Annotated in this window: 16 protein-coding genes and 2 pseudogenes; 7 read left to right on the top strand and 11 right to left on the bottom strand. The window is 62.0% G+C overall.

The features are described 5' to 3' along the window. The first annotated feature begins 7 nt into the window (after positions 1-7). Positions 8-682 (top strand): Vgb family protein, encoded by a 675-nt coding sequence (locus tag F6X42_RS13340; RefSeq protein WP_187634659.1) that lies wholly within the window; start codon positions 8-10, stop codon positions 680-682. A 32-nt stretch (positions 683-714) separates the two neighbouring features. On the opposite strand, the gene F6X42_RS13335 is transcribed toward F6X42_RS13340, so the two are convergent. From F6X42_RS13335 to F6X42_RS13305, 7 genes are read right to left on the bottom strand one after another with little or no spacing between them, the layout of a single operon-like run. Beyond that, entirely contained in the window at positions 715-3810 is a 3096-nt protein-coding gene (locus F6X42_RS13335) for a complex I subunit 5 family protein (RefSeq protein WP_187634658.1), read from the bottom strand. Further along, the gene (locus F6X42_RS13330; protein WP_187634657.1) at positions 3804-4178 is read right to left on the bottom strand and encodes a sodium:proton antiporter; all 375 of its coding nucleotides are present in this window, start codon (positions 4176-4178) and stop codon (positions 3804-3806) included. Before F6X42_RS13330 ends, F6X42_RS13335 begins: the two co-directional genes overlap by 7 nt. A 16-nt stretch (positions 4179-4194) precedes the next feature. Beyond that, entirely contained in the window at positions 4195-4899 is a 705-nt protein-coding gene (locus F6X42_RS13325) for a Na(+)/H(+) antiporter subunit B (RefSeq protein ID WP_187634656.1), read from the bottom strand. Beyond that, complete coding sequence (mnhG, locus tag F6X42_RS13320; RefSeq protein ID WP_187634655.1) at positions 4896-5240, bottom strand: monovalent cation/H(+) antiporter subunit G; 345 nt, start codon at positions 5238-5240, stop codon at positions 4896-4898. Before mnhG ends, F6X42_RS13325 begins: the two co-directional genes overlap by 4 nt. Before the next feature lie 3 nt (positions 5241-5243). After that, positions 5244-5486, bottom strand: coding sequence for a hydrogenase subunit MbhD domain-containing protein (locus tag F6X42_RS13315; protein WP_187634654.1), 243 nt, complete (start codon positions 5484-5486; stop codon positions 5244-5246). Positions 5487-5489: 3 nt separating this feature from the next. Further along, positions 5490-5750 carry an MrpF/PhaF family protein gene (locus F6X42_RS13310; RefSeq protein ID WP_187634653.1) on the bottom strand — a complete coding sequence of 87 codons (261 nt, stop codon included), beginning with the start codon at positions 5748-5750 and terminating at the stop codon, positions 5490-5492. Beyond that, entirely contained in the window at positions 5743-6270 is a 528-nt protein-coding gene (locus tag F6X42_RS13305) for a Na+/H+ antiporter subunit E (RefSeq protein WP_187634652.1), read from the bottom strand. Before F6X42_RS13305 ends, F6X42_RS13310 begins: the two co-directional genes overlap by 8 nt. A 429-nt stretch (positions 6271-6699) precedes the next feature. On the opposite strand from F6X42_RS13305, the gene F6X42_RS13300 reads away from it, so the two are divergent. Beyond that, complete coding sequence (locus tag F6X42_RS13300; protein WP_187634651.1) at positions 6700-7029, top strand: DUF190 domain-containing protein; 330 nt, start codon at positions 6700-6702, stop codon at positions 7027-7029. A gap of 41 nt (positions 7030-7070) precedes the next feature. Here the strand turns inward: F6X42_RS13300 and F6X42_RS13295 are convergent, their stop codons facing one another. The 4 genes from F6X42_RS13295 to F6X42_RS13280 all read right to left on the bottom strand — a co-directional run bounded on the left by F6X42_RS13295 (position 7071) and on the right by F6X42_RS13280 (position 10061). After that, entirely contained in the window at positions 7071-8483 is a 1413-nt protein-coding gene (locus F6X42_RS13295) for a DUF2252 domain-containing protein (RefSeq protein ID WP_187634650.1), read from the bottom strand. Positions 8484-8717: 234 nt separating this feature from the next. After that, on the bottom strand, positions 8718-9146 hold the full coding sequence (locus F6X42_RS13290; RefSeq protein ID WP_187634649.1) for a VOC family protein: 429 nt from the start codon (positions 9144-9146) through the stop codon (positions 8718-8720). A gap of 107 nt (positions 9147-9253) precedes the next feature. Further along, positions 9254-9733 (bottom strand): SRPBCC family protein, encoded by a 480-nt coding sequence (locus F6X42_RS13285; RefSeq protein WP_187634648.1) that lies wholly within the window; start codon positions 9731-9733, stop codon positions 9254-9256. Further along, a complete protein-coding gene (locus F6X42_RS13280; RefSeq protein WP_187634647.1) occupies positions 9726-10061 on the bottom strand; it encodes an ArsR/SmtB family transcription factor in 336 nt (111 codons plus the stop codon). Before F6X42_RS13280 ends, F6X42_RS13285 begins: the two co-directional genes overlap by 8 nt. Positions 10062-10374: 313 nt before the next feature. Between F6X42_RS13280 and F6X42_RS13275 the strand changes: the two genes are divergently transcribed. From F6X42_RS13275 to F6X42_RS13255, 5 genes and pseudogenes are all read left to right on the top strand, one after another. After that, a complete protein-coding gene (locus F6X42_RS13275; RefSeq protein ID WP_187634646.1) occupies positions 10375-10653 on the top strand; it encodes a hypothetical protein in 279 nt (92 codons plus the stop codon). Between the two features lie 276 nt (positions 10654-10929). Further along, complete coding sequence (locus F6X42_RS13270; RefSeq protein WP_187634645.1) at positions 10930-12285, top strand: MFS transporter; 1356 nt, start codon at positions 10930-10932, stop codon at positions 12283-12285. A gap of 164 nt (positions 12286-12449) precedes the next feature. Then, a pseudogene (locus tag F6X42_RS13265) lies at positions 12450-12569 on the top strand (hypothetical protein); the annotation flags it as partial. Between the two features lie 49 nt (positions 12570-12618). Then, positions 12619-12738 (top strand): annotated as a pseudogene (locus F6X42_RS13260) (peptidase M19); the annotation flags it as partial. Between the two features lie 192 nt (positions 12739-12930). Further along, complete coding sequence (locus F6X42_RS13255) at positions 12931-13113, top strand: hypothetical protein (RefSeq protein WP_246530081.1); 183 nt, start codon at positions 12931-12933, stop codon at positions 13111-13113. The last annotated feature ends 6 nt before the right edge of the window (positions 13114-13119 follow it).

The raw sequence follows: 13119 nt of genomic DNA, 5'->3' as shown, positions 1-13119 counted from the left end.
GGCCACCATGAACCGTTCAGCCGCCAGAATCGTCCGCGAATATGGGCCCTTTACGGGCGTCGATCAAGTGCACGGGGTCACTTACGATGGCCGGCAGGTGTGGATTGCGACCGGCGAACGGCTCGACGCGTTCGACCCGGCGAGTGGCGACATGGTGCGCTCGATCCCGTTGGCCGCCGACGCGGGCACGGCCTTCGACGGCGAGCACCTGTTCCAGATCGCGCACGGCCGCATCCAGAAGATCGATCCGCACAGCGGCCGCGTGCTGTCGACGATCGCGGCGCCTGGCGACGGCGGCCAGTCGGGGCTGACATGGGCCGAAGGTTCGCTGTGGGTCGGTCAATATCCCGAACGAAAGATCTACCAGATCGATCCGGACACGGGCGCGGTGCTGCGCACGATCGAATCGAATCGCTTCGTGACCGGCATCACGTGGGTCGACGGCGAACTATGGCATGGCACGAGGGAAGGTGACGAGAGCCAGCTCAGGCATATCGATCCGCGCAGCGGCGAGGTGCTCGAGACTGTCGACATGCCGGCCGGTGCTGGCATCTCCGGACTCGAATCGAACGGCGCCGATCTGTTTTTCTGCGGCGGCGGCAGCAGCGGGCTGGTTCGAGCCGTGCAGCGTCCCGCGCGAGATCGTGGCTCGGAATCGCCGATCGTTTCGACGAGCGAGTGAGTGACGACGCGAGTAGCGCGGCGTCATCGTCGTTATTGCGTCCTCGCCGTGCCCAGGCCCGTGCTCGCGAAATAGATCACCAGAAAATACAGCAGCACATAGAGCGCGTAGGTCTGTCCATTGCCGGTATAGACGCGACGTATCCATGCCGCCGCCGCGAGCGCGAAATGCGATATGCCACGCCAGAACATCTGCGCGACTGGCGGCACCGTGCGGCTCAAGAATGGCCGGTAGAAGTGGTAAAAGTCGGGGGCGTTGCGCGCGTCGCCGCGGCGGCTGCGGAAGAACAGCACGCCGAGCCCGAACACGATCGCCGTGGCGATCAGCACGACGATCACGACCGGCGTCGGATTCCAGAACCCGTAGATGCTTTCGAGCGACATGCCGCCCCACACCAGTGTCGCCGCGAACTGCGGATCGATCGCGGCCGACACCGGTTCGATCAGCAGCTTCGGAAAGAACGACAGGATCACGATACCGACCACGAACAGAAACTGCGGCACCAGCAGCATCAACGGCGCTTCGCGCACTCGTGGCCGCTGCGGCGGGCGCGGTTTGAGGAAGATGCCGTTCAGCAGGCGCAACATGTACAGAAAGCCGGCGCAGGTCGCGATCAGCCCGCACACGGCGAGGCCGTACCAGCCCTTGTCGGTCATTGCGCTCAGCAGCAGCCATTTGCCGCCAAAGCCCATCAGCGGCGGCAGACCCGACATCGACACCAGCGCGATTACGACCATCGCGAACGTGAGCGGCATCTCGCGCGCGAGGCCGCCCACATCGGCGAAGTTGCGCGTATCGGTGCGTAAAATCACGCCCGCGAGCGCGAGGAACAGCATGCCCTTCACGAACATGTGATTGGCGATCAGATACAGCGCGGTGACCCAGCCCAGATGACTCATCAGGCCGATCGCAGTGACGATATAGCCGATCTGGCTCATGCTCGAAAGCGCAAGCATGCGTTTGAAGTCATTCTGCCGCAAGGCCATCAGCGCGCCGAACAAGGTCGTCAGCATGCCGATCCATGTCATCACGTGCGCGAGTTCGAGGCCGACCTCCGAGCGTATCGTCAGATAAGTGCCGATCAACAGGCCGAACATCGCGACCTTGCTGACCACCGCCGACAGCATCGCGGTCACGTCGTCTTCCGCCTCGGTGTAGGCGCCCGGCAGCCATACGTGCACGCCGATCGCACCGGCCTTGATCATGAAGCCGGTCGCGAGCAGCACGAACGCGCGGTTCGCTTCCGGTCCCGAGTGAATCAGCGCGGATAGCGCGATGGTGTCGTCGATTGCCGCGACGTTGGCGAAGCCCGCCAGCAGGAAGAACGCCGCCAGCAGCGAAAACAGCAGGAAGGTCAGCACGTGCGTTCCCGCGCGGCGGCACTTCGCGATCAGGAAGCACGACGACAGCGTGATGATTTCCCAGCTATAGAAGAACTCGAGCGATGTCGATGAGCGCAGCAGCGCCGGAATCGATAGCGACAGCACGACGAGCATCGGATAGAAGCCGGCGCGCACGTCGTCGCGATAGAGGCTCGCCGCGGCGATCACGAGGCTGCCCGCGAGCAGCAGCCACGCGAACAGCCCCGCGATACCGCCCGAGCCCTCGCAGAGCAGACTGCCGATCAGCCCGATCGCGATCAGGGCGAGCACGCCTTTCACGCGCCCCGGCAGACGATCGGCCGCATAGAAGAGCGCGCCCGCCAGGAGCGGCGAGAAGATCCATGCCGACGCGACGCCAGAGAACACGGCCGCCATATAGGCCGCCGCGATCAGCAAAACCGCGACGCCGAAGAGCGGGATCAGCGCGCCGAGGTTGGGGCCGGTATTGGTTTCGATGTCGGAAGGAGCCAGCGCGCGCACGAACCAGTGGAACATATAGCCCGCTTCGAGCAGCGAGCCGGTCAGGATCAGCACGATCCAGTACGGCTTGCCGGCGGCGGTCAGGCGCATGACGAGTTCCCATTTCGCCCAGAAGCCGGGGAACGGCGGCAGCCCCGCGATCGCAACCAGGAAGAGGCCCAGCAGGCCGATCAGCAGCGGACTGCGCGACAGGATAGCGCGCGCATCGTCGCCGTGGCGCCGCAGCACGCCGATCAGCCAGAACAGCCCCGCTTTCGCGAACAGATGGTTGATGAAGAGGCCGCCGACGACGAGCGGGACCGAAGCGTCCGCGCCGACCTGGCGCAGCAACGCGAGCGACAGCATCAACAGCGCCATTTGCCCGATCGACGAATAGCCGAGCACGCGCTGCGGTTTCGTCTGCTTGATCGCGAGCAGGTTCGAGAACAGGAACGTGACGCCGCCCGATACGGCGAGCAGCGTGAGCTGAGCGTCGAACAGCGGCAGCAATTTCAGCAGCGCGAAAAATACGCCCGCCGATACGCCGACCGATACCATCGCGGCGACGCCGCTCGGCGCGGTCTCGTAGACGTCGAGCCCCCAGCCGTTCGCCGGAAACGGCTTCAGCTCGATCACGAGGCTCGCGAACACCAGCAGGATCGCGGTCTTGCCGATCGGGCCGCCGATCTGGTTGCGCATCGACAGCAGTTCGTCGATGTTCAGCGTGCCGCTCACGTAATAGAGCAGCACCGCGCCGAGCAGGAACAGCGTCGACGCGATCACGGTCGCGAAGATGTACTTGAACGCGGCGGCGAGCGCGGCGGGCGTGCGCTCGAGCCCGAACAGGCCGTATGTCGCGATCGACACGATCTCGAGAAACACGAACAGGTTGAACAGGTCGCGGGTCATCACCATGCCGTCGATGCCCATCACCAGAATCAGGTACAGCAGCAACGCCGCGTAGTTGCCGCGCAGGCGGTCCCATAGATGCAATGCGCCGAGCAGCGCGACCACGTTGACGCTGAACGTGAAGAAGCCTTCCCACAAGCCGAAGCGCAGATTGATCGACACCGGCGGCAGCGCGCCCGCGGTCAGCACTTCGATCGTGTCGCCGCCGTCGAGCAGGCGGTAGAACGATACGCCGGAGACGAGCACGATACCGCACAGCGCGATGAAGAAGCCGAGCGTGAGCCACGGCTTGCCGAGCCGGTACAGCAGCGGAATGACGAAGCCGCCGCCGAGCCCGAGAATGAAAATGTGCAGCGGATGAAAGAGCGCGGCTACCATTTCGACTCGGTGAAGGCGTCGATCGAGAGCGTCTTTTTGGCGGCGTAAAGACGGATCGCGAACGAGAGCATGATGGCGGTGACCGATAACCCGATCACGATCGCCGTGACGACGAGCGCCGATGGAACCGGATCGATCGCGCGGTGCGCGGCGGCGGATTTGCCGAGCGCCGCGTCGATGATCGGCGCGGTGCCGCCCGTGATGTAGCCGGTCGCGACCATTACGATGTGCAGACCCGTGTCGAGCACCGCGAAGCCGATGATGATGCGCAGGATGTTGCGGTGGGTCAGCATGCCCCACAGGCCAATCAGCGCAAGGCAGAAGCCCGTGACCAGCAGGATCGTCGAAACCGGGATGCCGGTGTTCATGCGCTCTCCTTCGCGTTCAGCTTCTGAACCGGTCGATGATGACGCTAAGCTCCGCGCCGACCTTGACGCCGAGCAGCGTGGAAATCAGCGGGATCGCGCCGGCACTGAAGAACGCGCCGAACTCGCCTCGCGGCAGAAAGCGCGCGTCGAGAAATCCGCCCGCGAGCACGAGGCCGAGAATGCCGATGCACACGTAGATCACGCCCGCGAGCGACTCGACGACGCTCAGCAGCGCGACGTTCAGCGTCGAGCCGGGCCGCGCGAGTAGCATCAGCATCACGGCGGACGCGACGATCGCGCCGCCCTGGAAGCCGCCGCCTGCCGACAGATGGCCGTTGACGATCACGTAAGCGCCGAACGTGAAGATCATCGGCAGCAGCACCTGCTTGCCGGTATGAACGATTTCGCTGGCGGGGCGGCGCGCGGGCGTGGTTTCGTCCGCTGCAGTGACGGTTGTCGGGTTGCTTTCTTCTTTCAGCAGCACGCCGACGCTCGCCGCGACCATAAACAGCACCGCGACTTCGCCGAGCGTGTCGAAGCCGCGAAAGGTGATCAAAATGCCGGTCACGATGTTCGGCGCGCCGAGTTCGAGCGGTCCTCTCACCACGTAGTACCAGGCGAGCGGGCGCAGCGCCTGCAACTCCGTATAACCGCCGACGAGCCGCCAGAACACGACCGCGAACAGCAACACCGTCAGCAGCGCGGACGCACGACGCATCATGATTCGGCCTCCCCCGGGGTGCGCCCGTCTTCGTCGGCGAGCGCATCGGTGATCGTCGACGGGCTCATCGGCGTGCGGATCAGCCAGGCGGCGCGCGATAGCGCATGCGAGGACACCGGATTGGTCACCAGCACGAAGTAGATCAACAGGATCAGACGGAAGGTCCAGTTCGGGTGATAGAACGCGACGCCGATCAGCACGAGCATGTTGCCGAGCGTCGACGCTTTGGTGCCGGCCTGAATGCGCGTGTACGCGTCCGGCATGCGCAACAGCCCGAGGCCGGCGGAGAACAGAAAGACGGCGCCCACGAGGATGAACACGCTGCCGATCAGTTCGAACATGCGCTAGCCCTTCTGATAACCGGTTTTGCGGATCGCGTACAGAAAGATGAAGGTCGCGAGTCCCGAGCCGATCGCGGCTTCGGCCATCGCGACGTCGGGCGCGGCGAGCAGCAGGAAGGCCACCGCCGCGAACAGGCTCGCGAGTCCCGAGCTCACCATCGCGGCCAGCAGATTCTTCAGGAAGACGGCCAGTACGCCGCTCACGAGGATGCTTGCGCACATCAGCAACAGGAGCAGTTCGAGCATGACTCACAGCCCCCTTTCGAGAAAGCGCGCGATCGCGAGCACCGCGAGAAAGCTCAGCAGTGCGTAGACGAGTGCGACGTCGATGTAGACGAAACGACCTGAGACCTGTGCGTACAGCGCGATCAGCGACAGCGAGATGACGGTCAGCATGTCGATTGCGACGATGCGATCGACGACGGTTTTGCCGAGGACGAGACGGATCACGCCGAACACGATCGCGAAGAAGATCAGCACCGCGGCGATCCGGAGCATGATCTCAGCCAAAGATTTGCTCCAGATGCTTTTCGAACCGCGCGACGAGCGCCTCGGTCGCTTCGTCGATATCGGTCGTCTTCACGTCGAGCCAGTGAATGAATAGTATGTCGTCCCGAATATCCATCACGAGCGAGCCCGGCGTGAGCGCAATCGAATTGGCGAGCGCCAGACGGCCGAGCGGTGTTTCGAGGCGGGTGCGAACCTTGACGATGCCGGGCTTGATGTCGATGTGCGGCGAGTACACCAGCGCCATCACGTTCAGATTGGCGCGCACCAGTGCGGTGACGAAGGTCGCGCTATAGAGGACGAAGTGATAGAGCGCGCGCGGCGTCAGACGTAGGTGCTGCCATGCTTCGCTCGACGATACGAAGACGTGCGCGATGACGAAGGTAATGACGAGGCCGACGAGTGCGGGTTCGACGGCGAGCGATGCATTGGCGATCATCCAGATGACGAACAGGACGACCCACAGGCCGAGCATGCCGCGAGGAACAAACGACGACACCGGTTTTCCGTTGTTCGAAGCCATGTCATCGGTTCCTCGGGAGGCCTTGCGGAAAATTCTAAGTGACAATTTATGGCAAATCAACCGGCGCGCGCTTGTCCGCTGGTGGTTGCTTTTGCGCGTATAAATGCGCGGGGCGCTTAATCGGCTGCTTATCGATTGAATTAGTGATATTGCGATCTTTTCAATAAGATGGCGCGCGAAAAGCCCACGCGCGTGTCGCCGTGCCGCCTGGCGCTCGCGCGGCCCGACATCTAAACTTGTCTCACGACCGTCCTGAAACGCGATGCGCCGAGCCGGTATGCTGGAATCAGCTGCAGCCGGCGCCTCACGCGGCGCTGCCGGTTTCCGCTTACAAACGTAAGCGGGCAGCGGGGACGGCGTAATGCGGCCGCCGGCTTGCGTGCACATCGCTTGGGGCACGCGGCGCGACCCCATTGAGGAGGCACCGACATGCACGGCTATCAGGTCACGTTCTTTACCCAGCAAGGGCGCAGCCATCATGGCAGGCCACTCGCCGACTGGCTCGTGCGTCTCGCGGGCGAACTCGGCCTGCGCGGCGCGACCGTCATTCCGGCGTGCGAAGGCATCGGCCATCATCATCGGATTCACTCCGCGCACTTCTTCGAGCTTGCCGATCAGCCGTTGTCCGTCGTGATGGCGGTGACGAGCGACGAGGCCGATCGACTGTTCGATCGGCTGCGCGAGGAAGGATTACATCTGTTCTACGTGAAGACGACGGCTGAGTTCGGCGTGATCGGCGAGGAGGACGCTGGGGATTGAACGACCGGGCTCAATGACGAGTGCCTCGCCTCCTCGTTCGTCTAGGCGACGAAGTCCGCTGCCATGTCCGCGTCGGTGCGTGCTTCCAGCTTGCCGCCGCGGCACGCGTGGCGGAATATCTCGTAGTCCTTGTCGACCTGGTCGGCGTACGCGCGCGAGTAGAGGACCAGCGCATCCGTCATCTGATCGCCGTTGCCGAGATAGGCGGCAACCTCGGTGGCCAGCCCGCCCGCTTTCGCATGCGCCCGCGCGAGCACCCAGCCGCACACGGCCGCGTACTGACTGAAGGTTTCCTTCGCAAATAGTTCGAGCGTCGCCGAAATCTTCATGTCGCGTAGCTGGCGGCCGTAGATCGAGCGCCCGAACGGTCCCGTGGTCCAGCCGAGAAACGGGTCGCTCGCGCCCTGCATCAGCCGCTGCCCGTCGACGACACGCTGTCCCTGATGCTTCGGTCCCGCCGTCTTGAAGTAACGCGACACGACCGAGGTCGACGCCTCCTTGAACTGGATGAACAATGGCTTCTCGTGCTGATCGACCATCAGCAGGATCAGGCAGCGTGTGCCGACGCTGCCGACGCCGACCACCTTGAACGCCATGTCGTGCATTGAGAAGTGATCCAGCAGCGTGCGGCGCACCGTGCCGAGCGACTTCAGATAGTGCTCGTAGATCGGCGCCATCAACGCGCGCCAGTCGCCCAGACCGAGCCAGTCGTCCTTGTGCGCGAACAGCGTGTTCTTGCCGTGCACGTGGAACACGGTGGGCGGCATGTCGCGGACTTGCCATAGGCCTTCGCGCTGGCTCGCGAGCTTGGGCAGGATCGTCTCGTGCGTACGGCGCGACGCTTTCGCGATGCTGTTGCGAATGCGTTGACGCGCGTCGTCGGTGGGGGAGATTTCCTCGAGACGCGCGAACGTGATCAGCTCGCACCACAGTTCGAGCGGACTCATCTGCGCGTACGCCGAGGTCCAGTGCTGATAGCTCTGCACGCATGACGCGACGGTTTCGTCCGCGAGACGATCGCCATGGCCGAGATGCCGGACCGCGATATGCAGGCTCGCCGTCAGGCGCTTCAGGTCCCATTCCCACGGGCCGACCGCCGTTTCGTCGAAATCGTTGATGTCGAACACGAGCGCGCGCTCGGGGGTTGCGAAGCCACCGAAATTCATCAGGTGGCAGTCGCCGCAGATCTGGAAGTGAAAGCCGCTGTTCGCAGTCTTCGCAAGGTCGTGCGCCTGGATGATCGCGCTGCCACGATAGAACGCGAATGGCGACGCGAGCATGCGGCCGTAGCGCAGCGGCACGAGGGATTCGACGCGCCCGCGACTGCTTTCGCGCAACAGGTGAACCGGATCACGATGGATGTTGCCGATGTCGGAGTGAGCGCTGCGCGGCGTGTTCTTGCGTGCATCACGACCGATTGCGCGGCGCTCCGCGAGCGTTTCGGGTGGCGTCATCGTTTGCCCCTTGGAAATGCGGCGTTATCGGATTTCTTTTGCGGTGCGGTCCCGAGAAAAGCGGTGAACGACGGTCTTGCCTGCTCGCACTCTAGCGTGTCTGCGCGGTGATTGCCATAGAGCGCGGCGGGCTCGGCAGCGAGCGCAGCGCCCGCGACGCCATAAGCGACGCTGAGGCGCGGCGAAGCGGCGATCGGCTGTGCGTGAGATATGGAACGCAGGCTGGCTTCAATGCTATGCCGCGGGCTCCTCGTGCCGCACATTGACCATCCACGGCACGCCGAAGCGGTCAGTCAACGTACCGAAGCCACTGGTCCAGAAGGTCCGCTGGAACGGCATCGTGATCTGTCCGCCCGCCGACAGCGCGTTGAAATATTTCTCGCCTGATGCCTGGTCGTCGGCGGTGACCGACAGGCTGAAGCCCGCATGCACGGCGTTGCCGCCGCTGCAATCGCCATCCGACATCAGCACGTGCGTGTTACCGATGACGAGCGTCGCGTGCAGGATCTTGTCGGCGTGTTCGGGCGCAACCGGGCGAGCGGGATCGGGCGGCGCATCTTTCGCGCGCAGCTTCAGCAACTCCTGCGCGCCAAGCGCCGAACGATAGAACGCAATGGCTTCCTCACAACGGCCGTTGAAGAACAGATAAGGCTGGATTTCCATGCTGATTTCCTGAGAGTGGGGAGGGTCGTCAGATGATTCTAACAACGTGATATCACGGACTGACGGCTATCGAGCCTGCGATGCATCTCTTCAGTGCATCCCCCGCTTCATGCCTGCCCTGCATGGCTGCCGCCATTGGCCGGATAGGCTTCCTGCAACGCAATCGAGCCTGTCTCCAGCAGCGATTTGAGGTTGGACATGATCTTCGGCCAGCCGCCCGACACCGCCTCGATGAATTTTGACGGATCGCGCTCGATCGTATGTGTGAGGGTCAGCTTGACCGCCGTTCCGCTCGGTTCGAGCTCCATCGTGCAGAGCGAATCGCCTTCGGCCTGCATCTCGGGGCGAATCTGGTGCTGCCAGCGGATCACGAGACGCCGCGGTGGATCGGCCTCGACGATCTCGCCCGCGTCGAAGATCTGCCCGCCGCTCGACACGAGTTTCCACGACGAGCCCGCCGTCCATTCGCTTTCGCAGTGCATGCCGAACCAGTACTGTTTGATGAACTCTGCGTCGGTCAATGCCGACCACAGCTGTTCTGGCGTGGTGCGGATATAGGTCACGTAGACGAACGTCGATCTAGTCATTGCCTTTCTCCAGGTGTCGTTTCAGGGTTGAGAGCGCCTTCAGGCGCGGCTTTTCGAACTTGGCAATCCAGCGCTCGTGGATTTGCTGCAGCGGCACCGGATTGAGGAAGTGCAACTTCTCGCGCCCGCTGCGTACGGTAACGACAAGGTTCGCCGCTTCCAGCAAGCCGAGATGCTGCGTCACGCCTTGCCGCGTCATGTCGAGGTGCTCGCACAGGTCGTTCAGCGTCTGGCCGTCGTGCGCGTGCAGCACGTCCAGCAGCTTGCGCCGGCTCGGATCGGCGAGGGCTTTGAATAGCAGGTCTGGGTCGTCGGGACGCTCGGCCATGAATGGCTATAGGCAAGTAATCTGTTGCATTTACTATAGGCAAGAGGATGCTTGCATGTCAAGGAGGCGCGAGGAATTTCAATGCGGCTTATATCGGCGCACAACAAAGTCCGCGGAATTGGCTTCGTCGGCTTCGGAGACAACAAAGTCTGCGGCGTCCGCGATTTCGCGGAGCGGGCTCGAACCGCTTTCGGCGACGCCCGCGCAATGAGCGAAAACGCGTGTCTTATGCGCCGTTCGACCTGCGTGACCGGCGACTTTTCCGGGAACGGCCACCAGCGCCCATAGGCATCGCGACAATCTGAAGTTGGGCGTGCACAAGCCCGGCTTCTACAATCCGGACATCAATCCGACCTATCAGGAGATGGCTCCGCATTACTTCGTGGCAGTCATTCCAGCCGGAGTAAAAAAACGCGATATGCCGAAAGCAGAGCTGTCGGTCCTTCTGGTGCAGAGATGGGTCATCGCCCGCCTGCGCAATCAGCGCTTCTTCAGCCTGGACGACGCGCTCGGTGACTATCTGCCCGATCTCCAGCGCCCCGTTCCTCCGCTCGATCCGACGATGGATTTTGCATTAAAATCAGCGGCTTAGGTCGAGATGCGAAATGCGAGATGCGAGATGCGAGATGCGAGATGCGGCGGATTTCTTGCGAATCCCGGCCGACCCTCCACCTCTCTCAAAATGCCGGAAGTCGAATCAGCGAGCTGAAAACCTGGCGCTCTCGTTACAACGTGATGGCGGGAATGTTCTATGACGCCGACTTTTGGTCCCTTCTACTCTCTAAGATCCTTACGATTTGAACCACGATCGATTACGCATGTGGGTGATGCTTTCACGGCACGCTCACAGCAACTACGGGAGTATCGAATGTCTATGGCACCGTCCCCTGAAGTCGATATTAGAACACTGCGCAAAGTCATCATGGCTGCCTCGATTGGTAACTTTGTTGAATGGTTCGATTTCGCAGCGTATGGTTTCCTCGCAACTATCCTCACTAGAGAGTTTTTTCCGAGCAGCGATCCAGCCGCAGGCCTCCTGAAGACTTTCGCGGTGTTTGCAGTGGCTTTCGCATTTCGTCCGGTCGGTGGCATAGTGTTTGGCGTAATTGGAGATAGGATTGGGCGCAAACGCACGCTGGCGCTGACCATCTTGATGATGGCCGGGGCGACCACACTGATCGGCTTGCTGCCGAACTACGCCGCCATCGGTGCTCTCGCGCCGTTGTTGCTAACCGTGATTCGCTGCGTGCAGGGCTTTTCGGCCGGTGGTGAGTATGCTGGCGCCTGCGCCTACGTAATGGAGCACGCGCCGCAAAACAAACGCGGCTGGTACGGCAGTTTTGTTCCGGTGTCGACTTTTTCTTCATTTGCGATCGCGGCCGTCGTCGCTTATGCGCTTGATGCAACGCTCTCGGCCGATGCAATGAGCGCGTGGGGATGGCGCGTGCCGTTCCTCGCCTCCGCACCCATTGGGCTCATCGGGCTATACCTGCGCATCAGTCTCAATGAAACACCCGCCTTCCGCGCTCTTGAAGGCGAGCACCAGGTGGCGCATGCGCCGTTGCGCGAAACGTTCCGTACGCAGGCGGGCGGCATTCTGAAGCTTGGTGCATTTATTTCAGTGACAGCATTGTCCTTCTATACCTTTACTACCTATTTCGCGACATATCTGCAGGTCGTAGGACACATGAGTCGCGCAACTTCGCTGCTGATCACCGTTGTGGCACTTTTGTTTGCTGCGGCCATTTGTCCGCTTGCCGGCCTGTATTCTGATTTCGCCGGGCGCCGCATGACATTACTAACCACGTGCGCGCTGTTGATTGTAATCGTCTATCCCTCGTTCTCGCTCGCCGGCTCGGGACAATTTCTGTCAGCACTGATCGGCGTGGCAATGCTCGCAACAGGTGCGGTGTTGTCGGGCGTGGTTACGGCTGCGTTGTTGTCGGAAGTGTTCCCAACCAGGATGCGCTATACCGGGTCGGCCATTACCTATAACCTCGCCTACACGATCTTCGGGGGCACCGCGCCGTTGGTCGCTACCTGGTTGATCGGCACGACCGGAAACAATATGTCGCCCGCTTTGTATCTGATCGCCGTATCTTTCATGGGCCTGATCGGCGGGATGATGCTTCCAGAAACTTCACGAATGTCCTTGCAAGATGTGGGCACTGACAACGACCCAGCTGTAGGTGAGATGCTCGGAGCGCAGCGACCGGTCAGGTAGCCCGGATCATTCGAAGCTTTCCCGAGACTACGTCGACGATTTTTTGCAGATACCCCTGAACGCTTGCCGGCAGTTTTCGCCCATTGAGTTTCCTGCTTGTTACACTCAGAAAGGTCGTCCATTCCTGATAACCGCTGCGGGCAGGCCAGTCAACGCAGGACAACTTTAAGACCTATATCGACAACGTGCTGGCCAACACGCAGGCGCTTGGCGAGGTGCTGAAGGCGGGCGGCGTCGATCTCGTCACGGACGGCACGGACAACCACCTGCTGCTGGTTGATCTGCTTACGGAGCATCGAATGAGCAATCTGCATGAGAACAGCATCATCATCGAGCTTTACGAAGACCGTCGACAACTCGTTGATGAAGCAGCAGATCCGCGAAAACAGTGAGTTGCTGACGCTCGTGCGCACCACCGAAGACATCGCGCGTGCGAAGAAGGAAAACCGCACCCGGCCTGCGCGCCGATCAGATGACCGTTCGCGCGCGCGCATCGGTGAAGGTCCGGTAGCGATTGTCGATCTGCTCACCAATCACACGTGCCCAGGCGGACCGGGTCCGCGATAACGTTACTTATCGGGCAAGTGACTGATTCCCAAACGAAGCTCGTGAGTAACGATTTGAAAGCCGCCCATCGTAGCAGCCGTGGGCGGATGGCTTGCCAGCCGCTTCGGCTACCCGACTGCTTTCATTGCGCTCGGAAGCCTCGCGTTCATCTCGCTGGCTCTGTGGATCACCCAAGGCGCGACGACCAGGCGTGCCTGCGATACGCGCCGCGACGAACTGGACAAAATGGCCGAAGTCGACACCTCGGCGCTGTTTTCATAGATTTTC

The sequence above is a fragment of the Paraburkholderia podalyriae genome, from assembly GCF_014397785.1.
Lineage (GTDB): Bacteria > Pseudomonadota > Gammaproteobacteria > Burkholderiales > Burkholderiaceae > Paraburkholderia > Paraburkholderia podalyriae.
This window is presented reverse-complemented; position numbering and strand designations above follow the sequence as displayed.

What these genes read in the sequence shown, in the direction of transcription:
- F6X42_RS13335 (WP_187634658.1), bottom strand. Translation starts at nt 3,810, where the DNA reads ATGGTAGCCGCGCTCTTTCATCCGCTGCACATTTTCATTCTCGGGCTC.
- F6X42_RS13290 (WP_187634649.1), bottom strand. Translation starts at nt 9,146, where the DNA reads ATGGAAATCCAGCCTTATCTGTTCTTCAACGGCCGTTGTGAGGAAGCC.
- F6X42_RS13280 (WP_187634647.1), bottom strand. Translation starts at nt 10,061, where the DNA reads ATGGCCGAGCGTCCCGACGACCCAGACCTGCTATTCAAAGCCCTCGCC.
- F6X42_RS13285 (WP_187634648.1), bottom strand. Translation starts at nt 9,733, where the DNA reads ATGACTAGATCGACGTTCGTCTACGTGACCTATATCCGCACCACGCCA.
- F6X42_RS13305 (WP_187634652.1), bottom strand. Translation starts at nt 6,270, where the DNA reads ATGGCTTCGAACAACGGAAAACCGGTGTCGTCGTTTGTTCCTCGCGGC.
- F6X42_RS13300 (WP_187634651.1), top strand. Translation starts at nt 6,700, where the DNA reads ATGCACGGCTATCAGGTCACGTTCTTTACCCAGCAAGGGCGCAGCCAT.
- F6X42_RS13315 (WP_187634654.1), bottom strand. Translation starts at nt 5,486, where the DNA reads ATGCTCGAACTGCTCCTGTTGCTGATGTGCGCAAGCATCCTCGTGAGC.
- mnhG (WP_187634655.1), bottom strand. Translation starts at nt 5,240, where the DNA reads ATGTTCGAACTGATCGGCAGCGTGTTCATCCTCGTGGGCGCCGTCTTT.
- F6X42_RS13325 (WP_187634656.1), bottom strand. Translation starts at nt 4,899, where the DNA reads ATGATGCGTCGTGCGTCCGCGCTGCTGACGGTGTTGCTGTTCGCGGTC.
- F6X42_RS13270 (WP_187634645.1), top strand. Translation starts at nt 10,930, where the DNA reads ATGTCTATGGCACCGTCCCCTGAAGTCGATATTAGAACACTGCGCAAA.
- F6X42_RS13340 (WP_187634659.1), top strand. Translation starts at nt 8, where the DNA reads ATGAACCGTTCAGCCGCCAGAATCGTCCGCGAATATGGGCCCTTTACG.
- F6X42_RS13295 (WP_187634650.1), bottom strand. Translation starts at nt 8,483, where the DNA reads ATGACGCCACCCGAAACGCTCGCGGAGCGCCGCGCAATCGGTCGTGAT.
- F6X42_RS13330 (WP_187634657.1), bottom strand. Translation starts at nt 4,178, where the DNA reads ATGAACACCGGCATCCCGGTTTCGACGATCCTGCTGGTCACGGGCTTC.